The 16,520-nt window shown below is 52.3% G+C and carries 13 protein-coding genes; 7 read left to right on the forward strand and 6 right to left on the reverse strand.

The window, feature by feature from the left end; genetic code table 11:
• Positions 1-33 precede the first annotated feature (33 nt).
• The 3 genes from EYC82_RS15210 (at position 34) to EYC82_RS15220 (ending at position 5,006) form a co-directional block, all read left to right on the forward strand.
• The gene (locus tag EYC82_RS15210; RefSeq protein ID WP_279250397.1) at positions 34-2,625 is read left to right on the forward strand and encodes an ATP-binding protein; all 2,592 of its coding nucleotides are present in this window, start codon (positions 34-36) and stop codon (positions 2,623-2,625) included.
• A gap of 199 nt (positions 2,626-2,824) precedes the next feature.
• The gene (locus tag EYC82_RS15215; RefSeq protein ID WP_279250398.1) at positions 2,825-3,118 is read left to right on the forward strand and encodes a hypothetical protein; all 294 of its coding nucleotides are present in this window, start codon (positions 2,825-2,827) and stop codon (positions 3,116-3,118) included.
• 631 nt (positions 3,119-3,749) lie between these two features.
• On the forward strand, positions 3,750-5,006 hold the full coding sequence (locus EYC82_RS15220; RefSeq protein WP_279250399.1) for an MFS transporter: 1,257 nt from the start codon (positions 3,750-3,752) through the stop codon (positions 5,004-5,006).
• Positions 5,007-5,488: 482 nt separating this feature from the next.
• On the opposite strand, the gene EYC82_RS15225 is transcribed toward EYC82_RS15220, so the two are convergent.
• The 4 genes from EYC82_RS15225 to EYC82_RS15240 all read right to left on the reverse strand — a co-directional run bounded on the left by EYC82_RS15225 (position 5,489) and on the right by EYC82_RS15240 (position 8,460).
• Positions 5,489-6,031, reverse strand: coding sequence for a hypothetical protein (locus tag EYC82_RS15225; protein ID WP_279250400.1), 543 nt, complete (start codon positions 6,029-6,031; stop codon positions 5,489-5,491).
• A gap of 205 nt (positions 6,032-6,236) precedes the next feature.
• Complete coding sequence (locus tag EYC82_RS15230) at positions 6,237-7,031, reverse strand: alpha/beta fold hydrolase (protein ID WP_279250708.1); 795 nt, start codon at positions 7,029-7,031, stop codon at positions 6,237-6,239.
• Between the two features lie 345 nt (positions 7,032-7,376).
• A complete protein-coding gene (locus EYC82_RS15235) occupies positions 7,377-8,075 on the reverse strand; it encodes a class I SAM-dependent methyltransferase (RefSeq protein ID WP_279250401.1) in 699 nt (232 codons plus the stop codon).
• Positions 8,076-8,139: 64 nt separating this feature from the next.
• The gene (locus tag EYC82_RS15240) at positions 8,140-8,460 is read right to left on the reverse strand and encodes a DUF6482 family protein (RefSeq protein WP_279250402.1); all 321 of its coding nucleotides are present in this window, start codon (positions 8,458-8,460) and stop codon (positions 8,140-8,142) included.
• 487 nt (positions 8,461-8,947) lie between these two features.
• On the opposite strand from EYC82_RS15240, the gene EYC82_RS15245 reads away from it, so the two are divergent.
• The 4 genes from EYC82_RS15245 (at position 8,948) to EYC82_RS15260 (ending at position 14,972) form a co-directional block, all read left to right on the forward strand.
• Complete coding sequence (locus EYC82_RS15245) at positions 8,948-10,582, forward strand: WD40/YVTN/BNR-like repeat-containing protein (protein WP_279250403.1); 1,635 nt, start codon at positions 8,948-8,950, stop codon at positions 10,580-10,582.
• A 667-nt stretch (positions 10,583-11,249) separates the two neighbouring features.
• Positions 11,250-12,776, forward strand: a complete 1,527-nt coding sequence (locus tag EYC82_RS15250) for a carotenoid oxygenase family protein (RefSeq protein ID WP_279250404.1) — start codon at positions 11,250-11,252, stop codon at positions 12,774-12,776.
• Positions 12,777-12,995: 219 nt separating this feature from the next.
• On the forward strand, positions 12,996-13,679 hold the full coding sequence (locus EYC82_RS15255) for a TIGR00153 family protein (RefSeq protein ID WP_279250405.1): 684 nt from the start codon (positions 12,996-12,998) through the stop codon (positions 13,677-13,679).
• 9 nt (positions 13,680-13,688) lie between these two features.
• Positions 13,689-14,972, forward strand: a complete 1,284-nt coding sequence (locus tag EYC82_RS15260) for an inorganic phosphate transporter (RefSeq protein ID WP_279250406.1) — start codon at positions 13,689-13,691, stop codon at positions 14,970-14,972.
• Between the two features lie 246 nt (positions 14,973-15,218).
• Here the strand turns inward: EYC82_RS15260 and EYC82_RS15265 are convergent, their stop codons facing one another.
• Positions 15,219-15,746, reverse strand: a complete 528-nt coding sequence (locus tag EYC82_RS15265; RefSeq protein ID WP_279250407.1) for a DUF1254 domain-containing protein — start codon at positions 15,744-15,746, stop codon at positions 15,219-15,221.
• Positions 15,743-16,348, reverse strand: coding sequence for a DUF1214 domain-containing protein (locus EYC82_RS15270; protein ID WP_279250408.1), 606 nt, complete (start codon positions 16,346-16,348; stop codon positions 15,743-15,745). The genes EYC82_RS15265 and EYC82_RS15270 overlap by 4 nt, the downstream gene beginning before the upstream one ends.
• Positions 16,349-16,520: the final 172 nt, after the last annotated feature.

A 16,520-nucleotide genomic window follows, 5' to 3' on the forward strand; every position in this document is an offset into this window, starting at 1 on the left:
TTCTAAAAGGCAGGTGCATAATTGGATTAAAGTATGTCCGAAGCTCAGATTGCCACGTCGCTCGGTATTTTGCTGCTAGTGGCGCTTTCGACGCACATTTTTTATCGGCGCCCACCCGCGGCGTTATGGCCAGCCCTTCCCTTGGTGTTCTTTTCGGCTTTAATTTTTGCCTTTGGCGATCTTTTGTCCTCGATTCATCATGGCTATGATTCACTCCACTGGTTTGGAATGCTCATGGTCTATACGGGGCTGCTCACCATTGCCCCGGGCTGGTGGTTGTTTACCACAGGCTTTTCAAGGATGGTTGGCTACCGCAAAGTCTATTTTCACAAAGCGTTACCCGTACTTGTTACGATAAACGCGATCCTTTGGGTCGCGTTGATAACAAACCCCTGGCACCACCAGTTTATAGAGATAAGGCCGTTCATGAGAAGCGAGTACGGGCCTCTCTGGTATGTCACGGCCGCGGTGAATTATTTCGCGCTTCTTGCTGCGGTTTTTGTTCACGCATCTGAAGGCTTTGCTGCGGAGGATCCAACTATACGCGCGCAGTGCCGTTTTCTGGTGGCTGCCGTAGCGGTTCCAATGTCTATGAACATGGTCTACGTGTTCAGTCCGGTGCCGCTATCGTACGATCCTACGGCGTTAGGATATGCGTTCAGCTGCCTACTCTTTCTCTTTGCCGTAGAGCGCCGCGATCTTTTTGTCCTTGAGCGGGTCTCTCTTCCCAGTGTACTCGACCATGACGCCGATCCGATCGTAATTATCACGCAGCATCGACAGATTCTTTATGCCAATAAAAATGCTCATAAACTGTTTGGTGTCGGAACACTAACTCCGGGTGCGCCGATTGATGACGTACTTTCCAGTGTGGTCCCCTCTTTTTCGCTCGAAAGAGCTGGCAAAATGCAGTCGACCTTAAAGGAGCATGAATTCACTTCACCGGCAGGTGTGAAAAGTATTGTTGCTATCGAAGTCTCCACTGTCGAGAAAAGTCGTGGACATGAAGCTGGAAAGTGTTTGCGCCTTAGAGATCGAACGGCTCTCCGGGCTGCGTTAGACGAATCGGAGGAGCATTTCGCTCTATTAGAGGCGCTTGATCTGGCGATGGGAGAAGGGCTTTTATTTAAAGATCAGAACGGTGATATTCGTTATCTCAATGAAGCATTTGCAAGACTGTGGGGCATGTCAACACGAGAGATACGTGGTCTTGGTAAAAATCTTCATCAGTGTTTGGAGGAGAAGCTTCGTGAGCCGCAGCCCAGAACAATGCAACGGATGTGGGTGCCTGGGAGCGGCGAATTTGAATCTACAAAAACGGAGGTGTGTGATTTTCACTTGAATGATGGAAGGATTCTGGAAGTAATCACTCTGTCTGTTCAAACGGAGCGAGGAACTCAGGGTCGCGCTTGGCGGATGTCTGATGTGACCAAGGCTCGGCAAGAGTCCCAGGCTATGATTCAAGCGCAGAAGCTCGAAGGACTCGGCCTGTTAGCAGGCGGAATCGCGCATGACTTCAATAATCTTTTGATGACTGTTTTGGGAAATACAGAGATCGTTCGTAAAAGCATCAACGCAGGGTCACCAATGCAGTCAACACTCGGTGACATCGAAGTCGCCGCGACGAACGCCGCCGAGCTTACAAGCCAGTTACTCGCCTACGCCGGCGAGACGACCTATATGACTGAGGCTCTCAATTTATCGTCGCTTATTCGTGAGGTGAGCGGTTTGATCTCAGTTACGATACCGAAAAGTATTGAGATTGATTTTGACCTGACGGACGATCTCCCACTGGTGCGTGGCGGATCAGCGCAAATTCGCCAGGTCTTGATGAACCTGATTACCAATGCTGTTGATGCCATAGCCGATGAGCCAGGCAAGATAAGAATCAGCACGGGTGTCGGGTTCCCGGGCACAAGGAGCGACCGAGGTGCACGCGTCCAACACGGGGAAGTTAGGGGAAAAATGGTTCACGTCACGGTCAGTGACAACGGCGCAGGAATGGCGCCGGAAACATTAGCGAAAATATTTGATCCTTTCTTCACGACGAAATTCACCGGACGTGGGCTTGGGCTGGCTGCAACTCGCGGTATCCTTGATAGCCATGAAGGGCAACTTAAGATCGAGACGGAGGAAGGAAAGGGCACTACGTTCACGTTTTTGCTTCCGGTAGAAAGCGAGTCAATCTGTAGCGATATGAAAGGTGAGGTATCCGACCCCGCCGGCGATTTTTCTAACAATGACGTATTGGTAGTTGATGATGAAGAAGGAATTCGCTCTATTCTTGAGAAGCATCTTGTCTCTGCAGGATTCAATGTCCACCTTGCAGAAAGCGGGGAAGAAGCGCTTATTACTCTCGACAATATGGGTGACTCCCTGCGTCTAGTGATTTTGGACATTACCATGCCAGGACTTAGCGGAGTCCAGACATGGGGCAAGATCAGAGAGAATTACAGCGAGTTGCCAGTCATTATGTCGAGCGGTCACCCGGAAGAAGCCCTACATAAATTAGACGGCTGGAACACAGATTACGACAGTTTCATCCAGAAGCCTTATCGCAGAAAGTTGCTAATAGAGTCGATTGAGGTGCTTTTGCAACCGAGCAGGGCAACACTGGTAAGTTAGGATAAAGCGTCCGACCTTTGAAATATGGCGGTGACTCTTGTTTAGCCATAGCGGCACGCTTTTTCCGCTACCATCTAGGAGCTGACCTGAGTCTGCCATCGCAGAATTGAATTGAAACTCTGCAATAATCCGTTATCGCGCCCGGGATGATAGTGCACTACCGGCTGATCTGGCTGATGTATGCCCGCGTATGTGTCGTATGGATGATATCGATACAGTAGTAAAAGATATGTCAGCGGTGATCGCTGATTTGGTCATTTATCTGGAAAGCTCTGGTCAGTCTGAAGCGTATGCTTTTTTTACGCAGGTGCAGGGTCAGCTAAAGCAGGTGGATGGCGAGGATCAGTTGCTAGAGGTTTTTTTATTGCTGTCCATGACCGCTTTCCAGGGCTTTTGTATGGACCCGTTCGCTACCATGATGGCTGATCGAGTTTTGGATCACGCCCAGCAGGTAGCGCACACGTTTTCTGCCGACGATGACATTGTCCACTAATCAGTCGAGCACTATTTCGATGCGGAGGCGGCGCAGGGCAACGGTGGGTTTGTGTCCCTGCTGTTCCCGTCAGCTCGCTCTCAGCTTTCATCACCTCATTCCAAGGAAGGTCCATCGACGTGGTCGTTTCACACGTCTTTATTCGAAACATGAACTGGCGATGGGAGTCTACATTTGCCGCGATTGTCATACGGCCATCCACTCTACTTATTCAGAGATGGAGCTGGCAAAAAGTTTCGGTAGTCTGGATCTCTTGGTGAGCGACGAAAAACTCGCCAGAGCATTTTCTTGGCTGGGGCGCCAGCGTCGCCAATGCGACGTCCCATTGTCCAGAAAATAGCGCAGTGCGTTTTTGTCGCAGAACACTCCCGTATCTATTCAACGCATTCCCTCGCGCAGCGCTGACCAAATTTCTCTTGACGCACCCATCGACGGTGCTGAAGCGAATATAGCCTTGCACGCAGCTAGGGGGGTGGCGAGCATCACGCTCGACGTTGAAGCGTGTTACCCGGGGCAGATAGCGCGATGGCGATACAATAAAGACAAGATAATGCGCTTCGAGCAGTTTATAATCATGTCGCACGGTGGTTTATTGATACCTATCCTAAAATAAATGCTATAGGAGACTATTGTGTATTTATCCCAGAGTTCTAGCCTACGCTACAGTACTTGTGGTCTGCTTTACTTTGCCCAAGGTATCCCAAAAGGCTTGCTCAACATAGCGATGCCAGCATGGCTGGCGAGTCAGGGCATGTCGGCATCGGCTATCGCATCCTATCTGGCGATCATCGTATTGCCTTGGGTCTTTAAGCTGACAACCGGCCCCTTGATGGATCGCTTTCAATTTCCTGCTATGGGATTGCGACGGCCCTGGATTTTAGCTGCACAGCTCGGTATGACACTCGCAATGTGTTCACTGGTGATTATCGACGATCCCCTGACACAATTCACTCTGCTAACGATTCTAGCCGCCGTTGTTCAAGGATTTGCCGCGACTCAAGATGTAGCTGTCGACGGCATGGCCATCGACCTTGTACCGGAACAAGAGCAGGGAAAAGTGAATGCGTTTATGAGCTTTGGCAAAGCTATTGGCTGGGCATCCGCAGCTGCGGCTAGTGGCGTGATGCTTTCATCATTCGGCCTTGGTTTGACGGCGGTGGTGGGCGCTTCGGTTTGCTCGATTATTTTTTTGGGATTTTTCTTTGTTACTGAAAGGAAGGGTGAAAAGCGATTCCCATGGAGCGCTGGCGAGCATGCGGGTTCGATTCCCGAAAAAAGCTCGATTGCCTCGCTGGTCACGTCCTTAAACGATGTGCTCTGGAGTCGGACAAGCCTAACGGTTTTTCTGATTCTTTTTTTTCACGGACTGGTTAACGGCTATGGCGACGCGCTCATGCCAATTGCCGCAGTGCGCTTGTTTGGTCTGTCTACGGCTGAGTGGTCGAATCTTGTTGCGACTATGGGCTTACTCGGTGCATTTGTGGCATTGGGGTTGGGCCCTTTTATTGACAAATTTGGCGTAAAAAAAATGTCGATTATAACGACTGCGGTCGTTTTCGCGCATGCTCTGATTCTGGCTCAAACCGAACACCTCTGGCGTGAAGAAACCTATGTTCTCGTAATGCTGTCTATTTGGGTTTTACTTGACCCCGTGGCAATGGTCTGCGTGATTTCCATCGCCATGAGCATTTGCGCCAAGCGTGTGTCTGCGACGCAGTTTGCCGTGTATATGTCAGCAGCGAATTTGGGCCTGTCTCTCGGCTCTAAATTATTTGGCATGGTGTCGGAGCGCTGGGGTTATTCCGAAAGTTATCTTCTTCTAGCCTTGTTGCTATTTTTCACGCTTGGAATTCTTTTCCTATTTAACAAAATTCCAAAAGGGTTTTGATGACCGTCTAAATGTTATGAGGTACCACGCGCCGATACTTAGTGGCTCACAGGATAATGCGTTAAAAAGTTCCGCAACGGCAATCGTTATTGTTTACTGTTATGACTCGAGCAAGCGACGCGCAATGGTGGCTGGCACGTCGACAGTAGCGTGTAATATTAGCGCGCCTGCCTCTAGTCAGCTAAATTAACGATCAGATGCACAAGGATTGTGGTGTGGCTTAGTTTGTTTGAGCAACGTTATCTGCAGTGGCATGGCGGGTATTTGTTGAGAAGCCATAACAGGGTCGTTTACACATCTTATCTGAATGCAAAGTCTGGAAATGAAAAAGGTATCTCGAACAGACGCTCTATTTAATAATGGCAATTCAATGGTAAAGAGTGTGTCCGAACAGGCCGTACGATTCCGGATCTGCCTGTGCCCGCGAGACCGCAACCCCTATTGCGGGCAAGACTGAGAGCTCAGGCAGGTTCGCCGAGTCGCTAGTCAGCTGTGTGCTCTAGCGATGAATGGTGGACTACAATGCGGAGTTGTCCTTCGTCATCCTTTACGAACTGCCAGGTTTTGTCCACCGTTGTAACGTTGCCTTTACTATCGGTGAAGTGAACCTTACCCATGGTGCTCGCAGTATTTCCCGAGATAAAAATAGCGGCATTATCGTCTTCGCATGCCGTCCAGTCATTCAACGCGAAACCGGTGTCGTTAGGGTACGCTGGATCACCGCCGACGAAGTATGCGAGTGCGCCCTCACGCGTGGTGCGGAAAGTTTGCGGATTGACAGTGAGGGTCGGTTTGAACAGAACGGGTCCCATTTGATAGGCGTAAGCGGAGTCGATGACAGATTCGGCAAGCGCCTTGGCCGCCGCTTGGCCGCTTTTTGCGTTGGTAGCGCTGATCTCGACGAGTGCGTTACACCAGCCTTCCTGAGCTGTGGTTATTTCAGCCTCAGTGATGGAGTCGTCTGCCGTAGCAGGGTTCATTGCAATCAACAGAGCTGCTGCAGTTGTAATATAACGTATCTTCATGATCTTCTCCGAAGTTTTGCCCATCGAGAAAAACGCGTGGCCTCGGGCGATTGGCCATACGTGTCAGGTCATGTTTTCAAGTATAGAACAAATGTGCGCGCTGTCGTGTTTATCTCCGGTCAAATTAATCAATACGGCTTTTTACCCCTCACTGGCTGATAATACGCCGTCTACTGCCATGCTGTGTCGCTGCATTGTTCGCCGCTCAACGGATGTGCTGCATAAATTGGTGTATCGCCTCATTCGTCTGCTCAGGTGCTTCAAGCATCGGAAAATGACCGACCCCTTCGATGATTTGAACGGTTACATCACCCACCGCTTTTGATACCTCGTCTACCCATGTTGACGATTGTCCCGGCGATAGTGAAATTCGCTTTAGGTCGGAGTTAAGAAACGTTGACTGTATCACTAATGCGGGTACATCAATGGTAGCCAGCACTGACCTCGATTGTGAGGCGTCCCAGCGAACCATATTGAGCCAGAGCTCTTTTGCAAAGTTTAGATCGATTGAAGCAAAATGTGCCCAGACCGACTCCCTGATGGCTGGGGGTGTATTCTCGGTGAAAAAACCGTGATAGAACCTATCGAGAAATTGAGGCATGCCGAGACGCTCAACTGTCTCAATAGAGCGACTTACTGCAGCGTCGACGTCTCCGTCTGCGACAATGCTGCCATCGATGTAAACGAGGCCACGAACGCGGTGGCGTGATTGGTTCGTCATCTCCGAGATTATGCGGCAGCCCATGCTGTGTCCTGCAAGCACTACTGTATCTAATCCGAGATCATCAAGCATATGATTAACAGAGTGTGCCAGCGTTTCGATAGTCGCTTGTCGCGGAGGAGGCGATCTACCATGGCCAGGTAGATCGACGGCCATGCAGCGGTAACGGGTCGACAGGCTGGACACCTGATGGCTCCAGTCAGAAAGGCTGCACGTAAAGCCGTGAATAAGAATTATCGGTACCGCGCCACTGCCGTGCTCTGCGATATTGATCTGCATATTGTTCACGCTATATGCCCTTTTAATGTGTATGGCTGGCATACTGGCCGCGCAAGAATAGACGTTAAGGTCTCTCCTCGCCTGAATGTGCCGCAATACTGTCAGGACACGGTGACAGTGTAAGCGGTACTGGAGGAGAAATGGGCGCGAAGCAGGCGTATTTTAATCGGATACGTTTACGAGCAACGCAGACTGGCATGCGTTTTAGTGCTTTCAGTTACAGCGTTCTGCTTTATTGTTGCCTGAAAATATGTTCACAGAGATTATGACGGACACTATCCCAAAATTCTGCCAGCGACGTTACGTGTTATACACACGCACCCAGTATGTTGCTGGCGCGGCAATTTACTGATGACGAAATACCATTATATGTTGCCACGGCAGAGGATCGTATATTTTATCTAGTACGAGGCCGACAGCGGACATCTCTCGTCTGGCTTGAGCGATGCTCATCTTGTGCAAGCGTTTGATCGGAACGGTGTCATCTTCCGCTCGATATTCTACCAGTATAATTCGCCCGTTCTCGGTCAGAGCGCTTACGGCGCGTATCATGACCTCGCGCGGATACGAAAACTCATGGTAAGCATCGACCATGAGCACAACGTCAACCGTATTGTCAGGAAGCATTGGATCGAGCTCGCTCGCAAGCACTGGAACAATATTGTCTACATTCTCTGCCTGTGCCCTCTCTTTGATGATGGCAAGCATTTCGGGTTGTATATCTACAGCCAATACCTGCCCGGTCGGGCCTACAATTGCGGCCATAGGGAGTGTGAAGTACCCGGTTCCTGCTCCGATGTCGGCAACGATGTCGCCGCGCCTTAGTTCTAACAGGCTAAGAAGGAGATCTGTCCTTTCCTTCTTCTCTCGCTCAGGTCTTTGCAGCCAGCTGGCGCCGCGGTGCCCCATCACCTGCGCGATTTCCCTGCCCATGTAAAATTTCCCGGTTCCATCGCGACTGTGCTGGCTATAAACATAGATGTCGCTACCTGCTTCCTGTGCGATAACATCCAGTATCGCGGTAATCAACAGCACAGCGAGCATACAGAACCGTGCAGTGAATTTAAGAATGGGCAGGTGGTAAATCATATAAGAAAACAGTGGTCATTCAGTGAACGATTGGCTCCGGATAGAGATCATGAGACAGTTTGACTTCCAGCGCGTTACTGGATTCTCTGATGGGCTGCCCGATCATCTCGTCGTAAGCCGACTCATGCCGCAGGGTAATCGAGCGAACCGGCAGTGTCTGGAGCATCTCTCGCATGCCTTGTAGATTTCGACTGCGGATGGTTTTACCCTTTTTGTCCACTACTAGATGAGGTCCGGAGGGCAGGGCGACTGTTACCTGGTAAAGCGCTTGCTCAAGGGAGTGAATAGTGACGTCAGCAGCGTCTGTTAATGCGGCGAATTGAGTAATGGTGAGTTTCATGAGGTTGCTCCAGATTTGGCCGCTATCATTGCTTGAGTAAATCTAAACTACGGCAAAGGTATCACAAGATTACGGTAGTCATTCACTTTTGGATTTGACGACGTTCGTTGCCTGAGCGAACACAAGTCTACAGAGGGGCCCACGCAGTTAAGGAGTGACGTACAAGCGCAAGCGTTACGCAGAGTGAACGTGGTGCATTCTCCTCCGCGTGCTAGATTCTAAAGTCAATTTGTGGCTTTAAGGTTGGCCATGCAGTTGCTAGAATCGGGCACGAAAGTCTGTGCTATCTGCATCATTGTGGCTATCATCAGTTCTTTATGATTGCGTCGATACGCTCGGTAGTTTTTTGTTTTGCATTGAAGCGACGAGAGCGATGACTCGCAACAACAGATCAGTCGTGCGGGAATGCCGGTCGCGTAATGAATGAGGTGATGGGTATGCTGGCGAGCGGAAATCTGAGTAAGAGGCCTTATTAGGACATGTATTTATGCCCGTATTAAAACAGAGACTGCTTAAAATTGCCGTTTTCGCTTTCGCTGTGATGATTGTGGCAGCGAGTCCGGCGTCCTTCGCTAATGGCTGGGTAGCGGTTGGCGAGAGAGGTACCATTCTTAATAGCCAAGATGGTATCAATTGGGTCGAAGTGGACAGCCCCACGGAAGAAACGCTGCGAGGCCTCGCGTTCGACGGGCAGGGTTCCTGGGTCGGTTCCGGTCAGGCTGGCACCGTCATCCTGAGCGCGGATGCGCAGAACTGGTCGGTCCAATCGAGCGGTAACACTGACGCTCTGTGGGGAACCGGATACGCGGATGGTCAATGGATAGTGACCGGAGGCCAAGGGCGTATCATCACAAGTCCAGATGGCGCTGAGTGGACATCTGTGAACGGCAGGTTCTCATTCACTCTATTTGACGTCGCCTATGACCGGTCTGCGTTATTCGCGATCTCAGGCGACTCTGGTCTCGCAGCGAGGATACTGACTAGTCCTGACGCCGTCGCATGGACACAAGAGCCACCAACCCCCCTAAATCCTGAGGGGCTCTATGGAATCACCTACGGTGATTCCCAATGGGTGGCCGTTGGAGATAAGGGCACCATCCTAACCAGTGCGGACCCGGTGTCGCGTGTGTGGGACTCGCAATCAGGTCAGACTGCCGTTGATTTGCGCGGCATTGTTTACAACGGATCTGATTTGTATGTCGCAGTGGGCAGGGAGGGCACCATTTTATCCAGCATCGATGGGGTTACCTGGGCGCCAAGATCAAGTGGAACGACCTATGATCTTTGGGGGGTCGCCTATGATGGGTCGGGCCAGTACGTGGCGGTGGGCGACGAAGGAGTCATTCTGTCCAGTGCTGATGGTCTGAGCTGGGTCGTTGAGAGCAGCCCAACGTTCCGCCTGTTGTATGACGTCGCACCAGGAACGCTGGCGCAAGTGATTGATTTCCCGGCACAGAATCCTTTATTCCAAGACTTCGTATCCGGGGGAAACTATCCACTGTCCCCGGAGGCTACGGCAACATCGGGCTTGCCAGTCACTTACATGTCGTTAACACCCGATGTCTGCACCATTTCGGACACAAGCATTACCATGGTCAAAGTCGGGGTCTGTCAAATTGAGGCATCACAGGCTGGCAATAGCGCCTATCTCCCGGCAGAGCCAGTGACGCAATCGATTTTGCAACTGGCCGTCATCGGCCCGGGGGTGCCACTGAATCCCGGACTGTCTTTCGATCCTCAGGATCAGGAGCTTTTAGTTCAGGGGGGGACGTTTTCGTTGTCTCCTCCGGCGACCACTACGCGCACACCGGAGGATCCGCAGCCGCTGATATTGTACGCATCGAGTACACCCGCTGTCTGTACAATACCCGTGCAGGGCACAATAGAAGTGACGATGCTGGAGGAGGGTGATTGCATTATTGGTGCTGTCTCACTGCCCAACAGCAAGTATTCGGTAGGCGGCCCAGTCGGCGCTACCATTCAGATCATACGGTCAACTCCACCAACCCCTCCGCCAACGCCACCCACTGCGGTGCCAGTGGCAATGTGGCAATTTTATGGATCTTTGGCCGCGCTTATGTCTGCTTTGGTGTTCTACCGTTCTTGGTCGGATTCACAGTAGCAGGGGACGGAGTAGATACCGCATCTCCCGACTGCGTCAGTCCCCTCTGCAGGTCTGTGCACCTGCGTCGTCGCTGGGCTCCATGGGAATGTCCGTCCAGTGCGCCACTGGAAGAGACAGTGCCGGTAGCCTGATAATCACCGGTCATGGGGTATCGAATGTACTCACCCGCTGCCTAGCGTGTTGTCCCCCAAAATGTGAGCACTCGAGGGTTTTGAGAGACTAAAAAAGTTGCACACCGGCAGAACAAATCAAACCCAAAAGTCGAACAAGAAAACGGGGCCGCGTGGCCCCGGTCGTTGTGATTGCTTTATGTGCTTGTTTCTACGCCACCTCAAGAATATTATTTATGTCTTCCTGGGCATCGCCAGTTGGTTTCAAGTCGAAATTTTCGACTTGAAAAGCAACCAAATTGGGTGTCAGAAATTGGGGCAGCGAAGGGCCCAGCTGGATACCTATGATAATACGCCCCTGGTTTCATCGGCCGATACGATACAACGCTGAAGTTGTTGACCAGAAAGGTCCCATCAGACACTGCGTTCGCACCTCACCCGGTGTTTTTCTGTCTGCAAATCCGACGTTCCAGTCAAAATAAGGTTGCTTGTCAGTATCCGGTAGAGGTTACACTGAATGCTGGGCAATCAGGCTAAGGTGAGACCAGTCCCCCATGAAAGCAGCAAAGGGTCCCGTTAATTTTGACAGTACCGAACGCTGTCTCGGTGGCGTGACGGAATTTGATGATACCCCCCCCTGGATTTATCAACTGGACAACCCCTATCTGCATGGTGTCTATGCGCCTGCTCGCCACGAGATAGCTGCGGAAAATCTCCCTATCGAGGGTGAGCTCCCCCTCGATCTGGAGGGTGCTTATCTGCGCAATGGCCCTAATCCCGTATTCCAGCCCAAAAACCGTTACCACCCCTTCGACGGAGATGGCATGGTACACGCTGTCTATTTTAGAGATGGCAAGGCCTCCTATCGCAACCGACTGGTCAGAACAGATGCGCTGTTAGCGGAGCAGCAGCAGGGTCATTCCGTTTCTCCCGGCGTGATGGGCCCGTTTGATTACGGCGTGTCTGAATTTGGTATAAAGGATACCTCTAACACCGATGTGTTCTGTTACAAGGGCGATTTGGTAACGCTCTGGTACAACGCGGGCAATCCTTTTTTGCTCGACGGTCGCACTCTGGAGAGTAAGGGGTCTTTTACCTTGGAGGGGCGCCGCCGGCGTCGCCTCTCGGCGCACTCTAAAGTTGATTGGGCAACAGGTGAATTGCTGTTTTTTGACTACGGCGACGAGTTGCCTTATCTCACCTTCGGTGTGGCCGACGCCGCCGGAAATGTGTTACACGAGGTACCGATAGAATTACCGGGCCCTCGATTGCCCCATGACATCGGGTTTACTACCCACTACGCGATTTTGCATGACCTCCCATTTTTTCATGATCTTGAAGTGCTGCGCCGTCACAAGCTGAGGGTGCTTACATTTCATCAGGACATACCCACTCGATTCGGTATTATCCCGCGCTGCGGTAACACCGGAGATGTGCGCTGGTTCGAGTGTGAACCTTGCTACATATTGCACGTGAGTAATTGTTGGGAAGCAGGCGATTGGGTAGTGATGGACGGATGCCGGTCTACTAATCCGATGCCCGATGCTCAGGCAGGCGATGGCGAGTTAGCTCACATGCTTGCCTATATGCGCCTCGAGGCTAATAACTATCGCTGGCGCTTTAATCGGGTAACCGGTGAAGTACGTGAGGGCGACATTGATGATCTCAACACCGAGTTCAACAAGACCAACCCGGTATTCCACGGTGTGAAATCAAAATATGCGTATCACCAACGCATACCCTTGCTCAGTGAGGGTGGCCACACGCTGCGTTTCACCGGCCTCGTTAAGTACAACAACGAAACCGGGCAGAGCACTCAGTGGGACTATGGCACGGGTGTATTTGGCAGTGAAACAGTTTACGCGCCCAAACCCGGCGCGAACCGCAGCAGCGAAGAAGATGATGGCTACCTGACCACCATTGTTACCGATTCAAACACCTGGCAATCAGAATGCCTAGTGTTCGATGCGCGCGATATTACCGTGGGGCCCATTTGCAGGGTGCAGTTGCCACAGAGGGTTCCCTCGGGCTTTCATGCAAGCTGGGCACGTGGTGAGGATTTGTGGGGAATAGCGGGTTAGGCATCACTAACCGGTGAACCTTTTTTCGCAAAAGTGGGAATGAGCCGCAGGCGTTGTAGAAGAATAAGGCAAGAAGTGGCGTATTGAGGCGAATTTCAGGCGTATAAAACCCAATCTGTGTCGAATTAGACCACTAGCGTGAGTTAACGTATCAGCACCGTGACAATGGCAGTATTTGTCCCTACACTTGCGACAATCTGAGAAGCGAGATCAAATTTTATGGCAATTTTAAGCCCTCTTGGCAACCTGTTTGGACGGTCACCGATCGGCCCCATTCAGGAACATATGGCGCTGGCAGACGAGGCGGCACAACTATTGCCAGCGCTGTTTCGGGCCATGGCTGCCGATGACTGGGACTCCGCCAAGCAGGTGCACAAAGACATTGTCTCCGCGGAATCTGCGGCAGATAAAATGAAGCGCTCCGTGCGAAAGCATTTACCGAATAACCTGTTCCTGCCAGTACCCCGTTCCGATTTATTGACGCTGGTCGGCATTCAGGACCATGTTGCCAATACCGCCAAGGATATCGCGGGATTGGTGATCGGCCGTAGCATTCGATTTCCCGAGAAGCTTCAGGATGCGGCCATCGAGCTGGCCGAGGCTTCTGCGGCAACCTCTGCTCAGGCACTCAGCGCGATTCAGGAACTGGATGAATTACTGGCGGTTGGATTTACCGGGCAGGAAGAAGTGCGCCGTGTAGAGGACATGCTCAAGACACTCGATAAACTCGAACGGGCGTCTGACAAAATGGCGATCAAGATGCGCTCGGCGCTGTTCAAATTGGAAAAAGATCTTCCGCCGGTGGAAGTGATGTTTCTCTACCAGATCATATCTTTGGTTTGCACGGTAGCAGACGATGCTGAAGCTGCCGGCGATCGACTGCAAATACTCATGGCCAAGTAGGGAGCCAGTATGGAGATCATCGCCCAATACGGGACTATTTTCTTGATCATGGCCTGCCTTTTTGGTTTTTTTATGGCCTGGGGGATTGGCGCCAACGACGTGGCGAATGCGATGGGCACGTCGGTGGGTTCGGGTGCACTGACGCTAAAACAGGCCATTCTGGTGGCTATGCTGTTCGAATTTTTGGGGGCATATCTCGCCGGTGGCGAGGTCACCTCGACGATTCGGAAGGGCATCATCGACCCGTCAATCATGGACGACAACCCGGAGCTCATGGTCTACGGAATGCTCTCCGCACTTCTCGCGGCGGGCACCTGGCTGATGATAGCGAGTATCAAGGGGTGGCCGGTTTCCACTACCCACTCTATTGTCGGCGCCATCGTTGGTTTTTCCGCTGTGGGCATATCTGCCGATGCGGTGAATTGGGGTAAGGTCGGTACCATTGTGGCGAGCTGGATCGTGTCTCCACTGCTGGCCGGCACTATTTCCTTCGGCCTTTTTATGAGCGTTAAGGCCCTCATCCTCGATACTGAAGACCCCTTCCGTCGGGCCAAGAAGTATATCCCCGTCTACATGTGGATGGTGGGATTTATGATTTCCATGGTCACTCTGCTGAAGGGGCTCAAACACGTCGGCCTGGATCTGGATCTGGGCCTCGGTAGTACCTTTGCGAACGCGATACCCATCTCTGCCGGTGTGGGGCTGCTGGTGGCCGCCCTCGGTACCTTAATGATACGCAACATCAAGGAGGTCACCGGTGGCACACAGCGGTTTGCCTCGGTAGAAAAGGTGTTCGGCGTATTGATGATCTTCACCGCCTGCGCCATGGCCTTTGCTCATGGCTCCAATGATGTGGCCAATGCGGTAGGCCCCCTCGCTGCGGTTGCAAGCACTGTGCAATCTGGCGGAGAAATCGCGGCCAAGTCCGCGGTACCCTGGTGGATCTTACTGGTCGGCGCGGTTGGCATCGTGGTGGGCCTGGCCACCTACGGCTGGCGCGTGATTGTGACGGTGGGTAAGAAAATCACTGAACTGACGCCCAGTCGGGGTTTTGCCGCTGAATTGGGTGCCTCTGCTACGGTGGTGATTGCGTCGGGCACGGGGCTGCCTATATCGACTACCCATACGCTGGTGGGAGCGGTGCTGGGCGTTGGCTTCGCCCGGGGTATCGGTGCGCTGAATATCGGCGTCATCGGTAATATCTTCGCCTCCTGGGTGATTACGTTACCGGCTGGCGCAGGTCTGGCGATTTTATTTTTCTTCCTGTTCAAGGGTATTTTCGGCGTGCAGTAGGTGGCGATCACGTGTCAGCCTACATTGTCTGAATGGGTGTGCGGGTAGAGAACAACGCGGCCGGTTGCCACAGGCATCGACAGACATCTCGTGTGATTGCAATCATTCCTGCCGAGTGGCAAAGCATAATCCGAGAGAATACGGAATTACCGTCAGTGATGAAAAGCCGTATCGTTGGTCGACCAAACTAGCCACTGGGTAAATGCCCAGCTGCCGTAAAAAGCAGCCCGTTGATGCGTTGGCTTTTTAGGGGTCGGCCGGTCGGCAGATGCTGGCGTCCAGGGCGGCTTGCTGTTGTGATCGATCTCCCATCGCCGATGCGCGCAATAGCACCACGCCCCGTGACGTGGGTGACTGTATGACGTCACCTTCATAGTTCTCAGGTGATTGATCGGCGCTTATCAGGGTCACATTGGCTATGCTTCCGACCCGGTCTCGCTCGGCGCGCTGGTTGGTGATTCCGGCATAGTTGTCCGTGTTCATCTGGTAGAACTGCATGGACCAGTAGCGCGCAGGGACTGGCGCCTCTATCGTCAGCGCACCTTCTTTTAGATTATAGATGCAGCTGGCATAGAGCAGGTCAGGGCTGGGACGCACCACGTGGCGGGAGTTCTCGTCGGGCACCGCTGCTACCACCAGCTGGTTGTGTCCCTGTCGCTTATCACCAAGGAAGTAGAGTGCTTCCATCGCCAGGTAAGGCAATAGCAGCGCCAGCACGTATTGGCCTGCCCACGCGCAGACGACAATACCGAGCAACCATTGCAACAGTTTCATTGGCAGTCCTCCCGGGTCACCCTGGGCAGTGGCGCGGACCTTGGTGTGTTCAGATACGCCTCCCCTGGCGTATACAGGCGCAACAATAAGTCGAAGTCGTGACTGGTAGACTTACGCCATGCGGGTGCTCCGGCGGGCCCAATTGGCAACCAGTTGCCCGGCTGTTCGGTTGCCGCAACCGTAATTACCCAGCTGCCATCGACCTTGCGTATCAGATTTTCATTGTTGAAAGAATAGCGTCTCTGTGAATTGGGCATCAGGTAATTGTCCCAGCCGTAGGCGGTGACGCTCCACCAGTTTGCGTCATAGTCCCTGCCTTCGATGCGGTAGCGACAATTCAGGCGCAACGGTTCACCGTTTATTGCACTGAGACGGTAATACATCGAGTCTTCTTGAGCCGATGCCAGCAAACCACCCAGCGCTACCCCTGCTTTTAACAGGATGTTGGCGTCTTTCGTGCCTGTAGCGGTGCTGGTCACCCAATCCCCGTTCTGCAGGTTCATGCCATTCAAGCCTGCACCGATGGTGCGCGCCAGCAAGACGGCCGACAGCACCAGGGTGATGATTGCGGCAGCAGTCAGCTTGGACAGATTTTTCAGCACAGCGACTCCTTTTTTGGCGACGTCATGAAAAATTGCATGGGGGCAGTATGACATCCAGAAAAACGCAAGACTAATCAGATTCGTCCTGAATGAGCAGACAACAAGCGCTAATGTGTGTCGAAAAGCTTGCGATGAGTCTGGTTTGGTAGCAGCGGGCAGCGGGCAGCCGGGG

Origin of the sequence: Candidatus Marimicrobium litorale (assembly GCF_026262645.1) — a bacterium.
GTDB classification, from domain to species: domain Bacteria; phylum Pseudomonadota; class Gammaproteobacteria; order Pseudomonadales; family Halieaceae; genus Marimicrobium; species Marimicrobium litorale.

Coding starts and splice junctions, on each gene's coding strand:
- EYC82_RS15210 (WP_279250397.1), top strand. CDS start 34: ATGTCCGAAGCTCAGATTGCCACGTCGCTCGGTATTTTGCTGCTAGTG.
- EYC82_RS15215 (WP_279250398.1), top strand. CDS start 2,825: ATGGATGATATCGATACAGTAGTAAAAGATATGTCAGCGGTGATCGCT.
- EYC82_RS15225 (WP_279250400.1), bottom strand. CDS start 6,031: ATGAAGATACGTTATATTACAACTGCAGCAGCTCTGTTGATTGCAATG.
- EYC82_RS15230 (WP_279250708.1), bottom strand. CDS start 7,031: ATGCAGATCAATATCGCAGAGCACGGCAGTGGCGCGGTACCGATAATT.
- EYC82_RS15235 (WP_279250401.1), bottom strand. CDS start 8,075: ATGCTCGCTGTGCTGTTGATTACCGCGATACTGGATGTTATCGCACAG.
- EYC82_RS15240 (WP_279250402.1), bottom strand. CDS start 8,460: ATGAAACTCACCATTACTCAATTCGCCGCATTAACAGACGCTGCTGAC.
- EYC82_RS15245 (WP_279250403.1), top strand. CDS start 8,948: ATGCCCGTATTAAAACAGAGACTGCTTAAAATTGCCGTTTTCGCTTTC.
- EYC82_RS15250 (WP_279250404.1), top strand. CDS start 11,250: ATGAAAGCAGCAAAGGGTCCCGTTAATTTTGACAGTACCGAACGCTGT.
- EYC82_RS15255 (WP_279250405.1), top strand. CDS start 12,996: ATGGCAATTTTAAGCCCTCTTGGCAACCTGTTTGGACGGTCACCGATC.
- EYC82_RS15260 (WP_279250406.1), top strand. CDS start 13,689: ATGGAGATCATCGCCCAATACGGGACTATTTTCTTGATCATGGCCTGC.
- EYC82_RS15265 (WP_279250407.1), bottom strand. CDS start 15,746: ATGAAACTGTTGCAATGGTTGCTCGGTATTGTCGTCTGCGCGTGGGCA.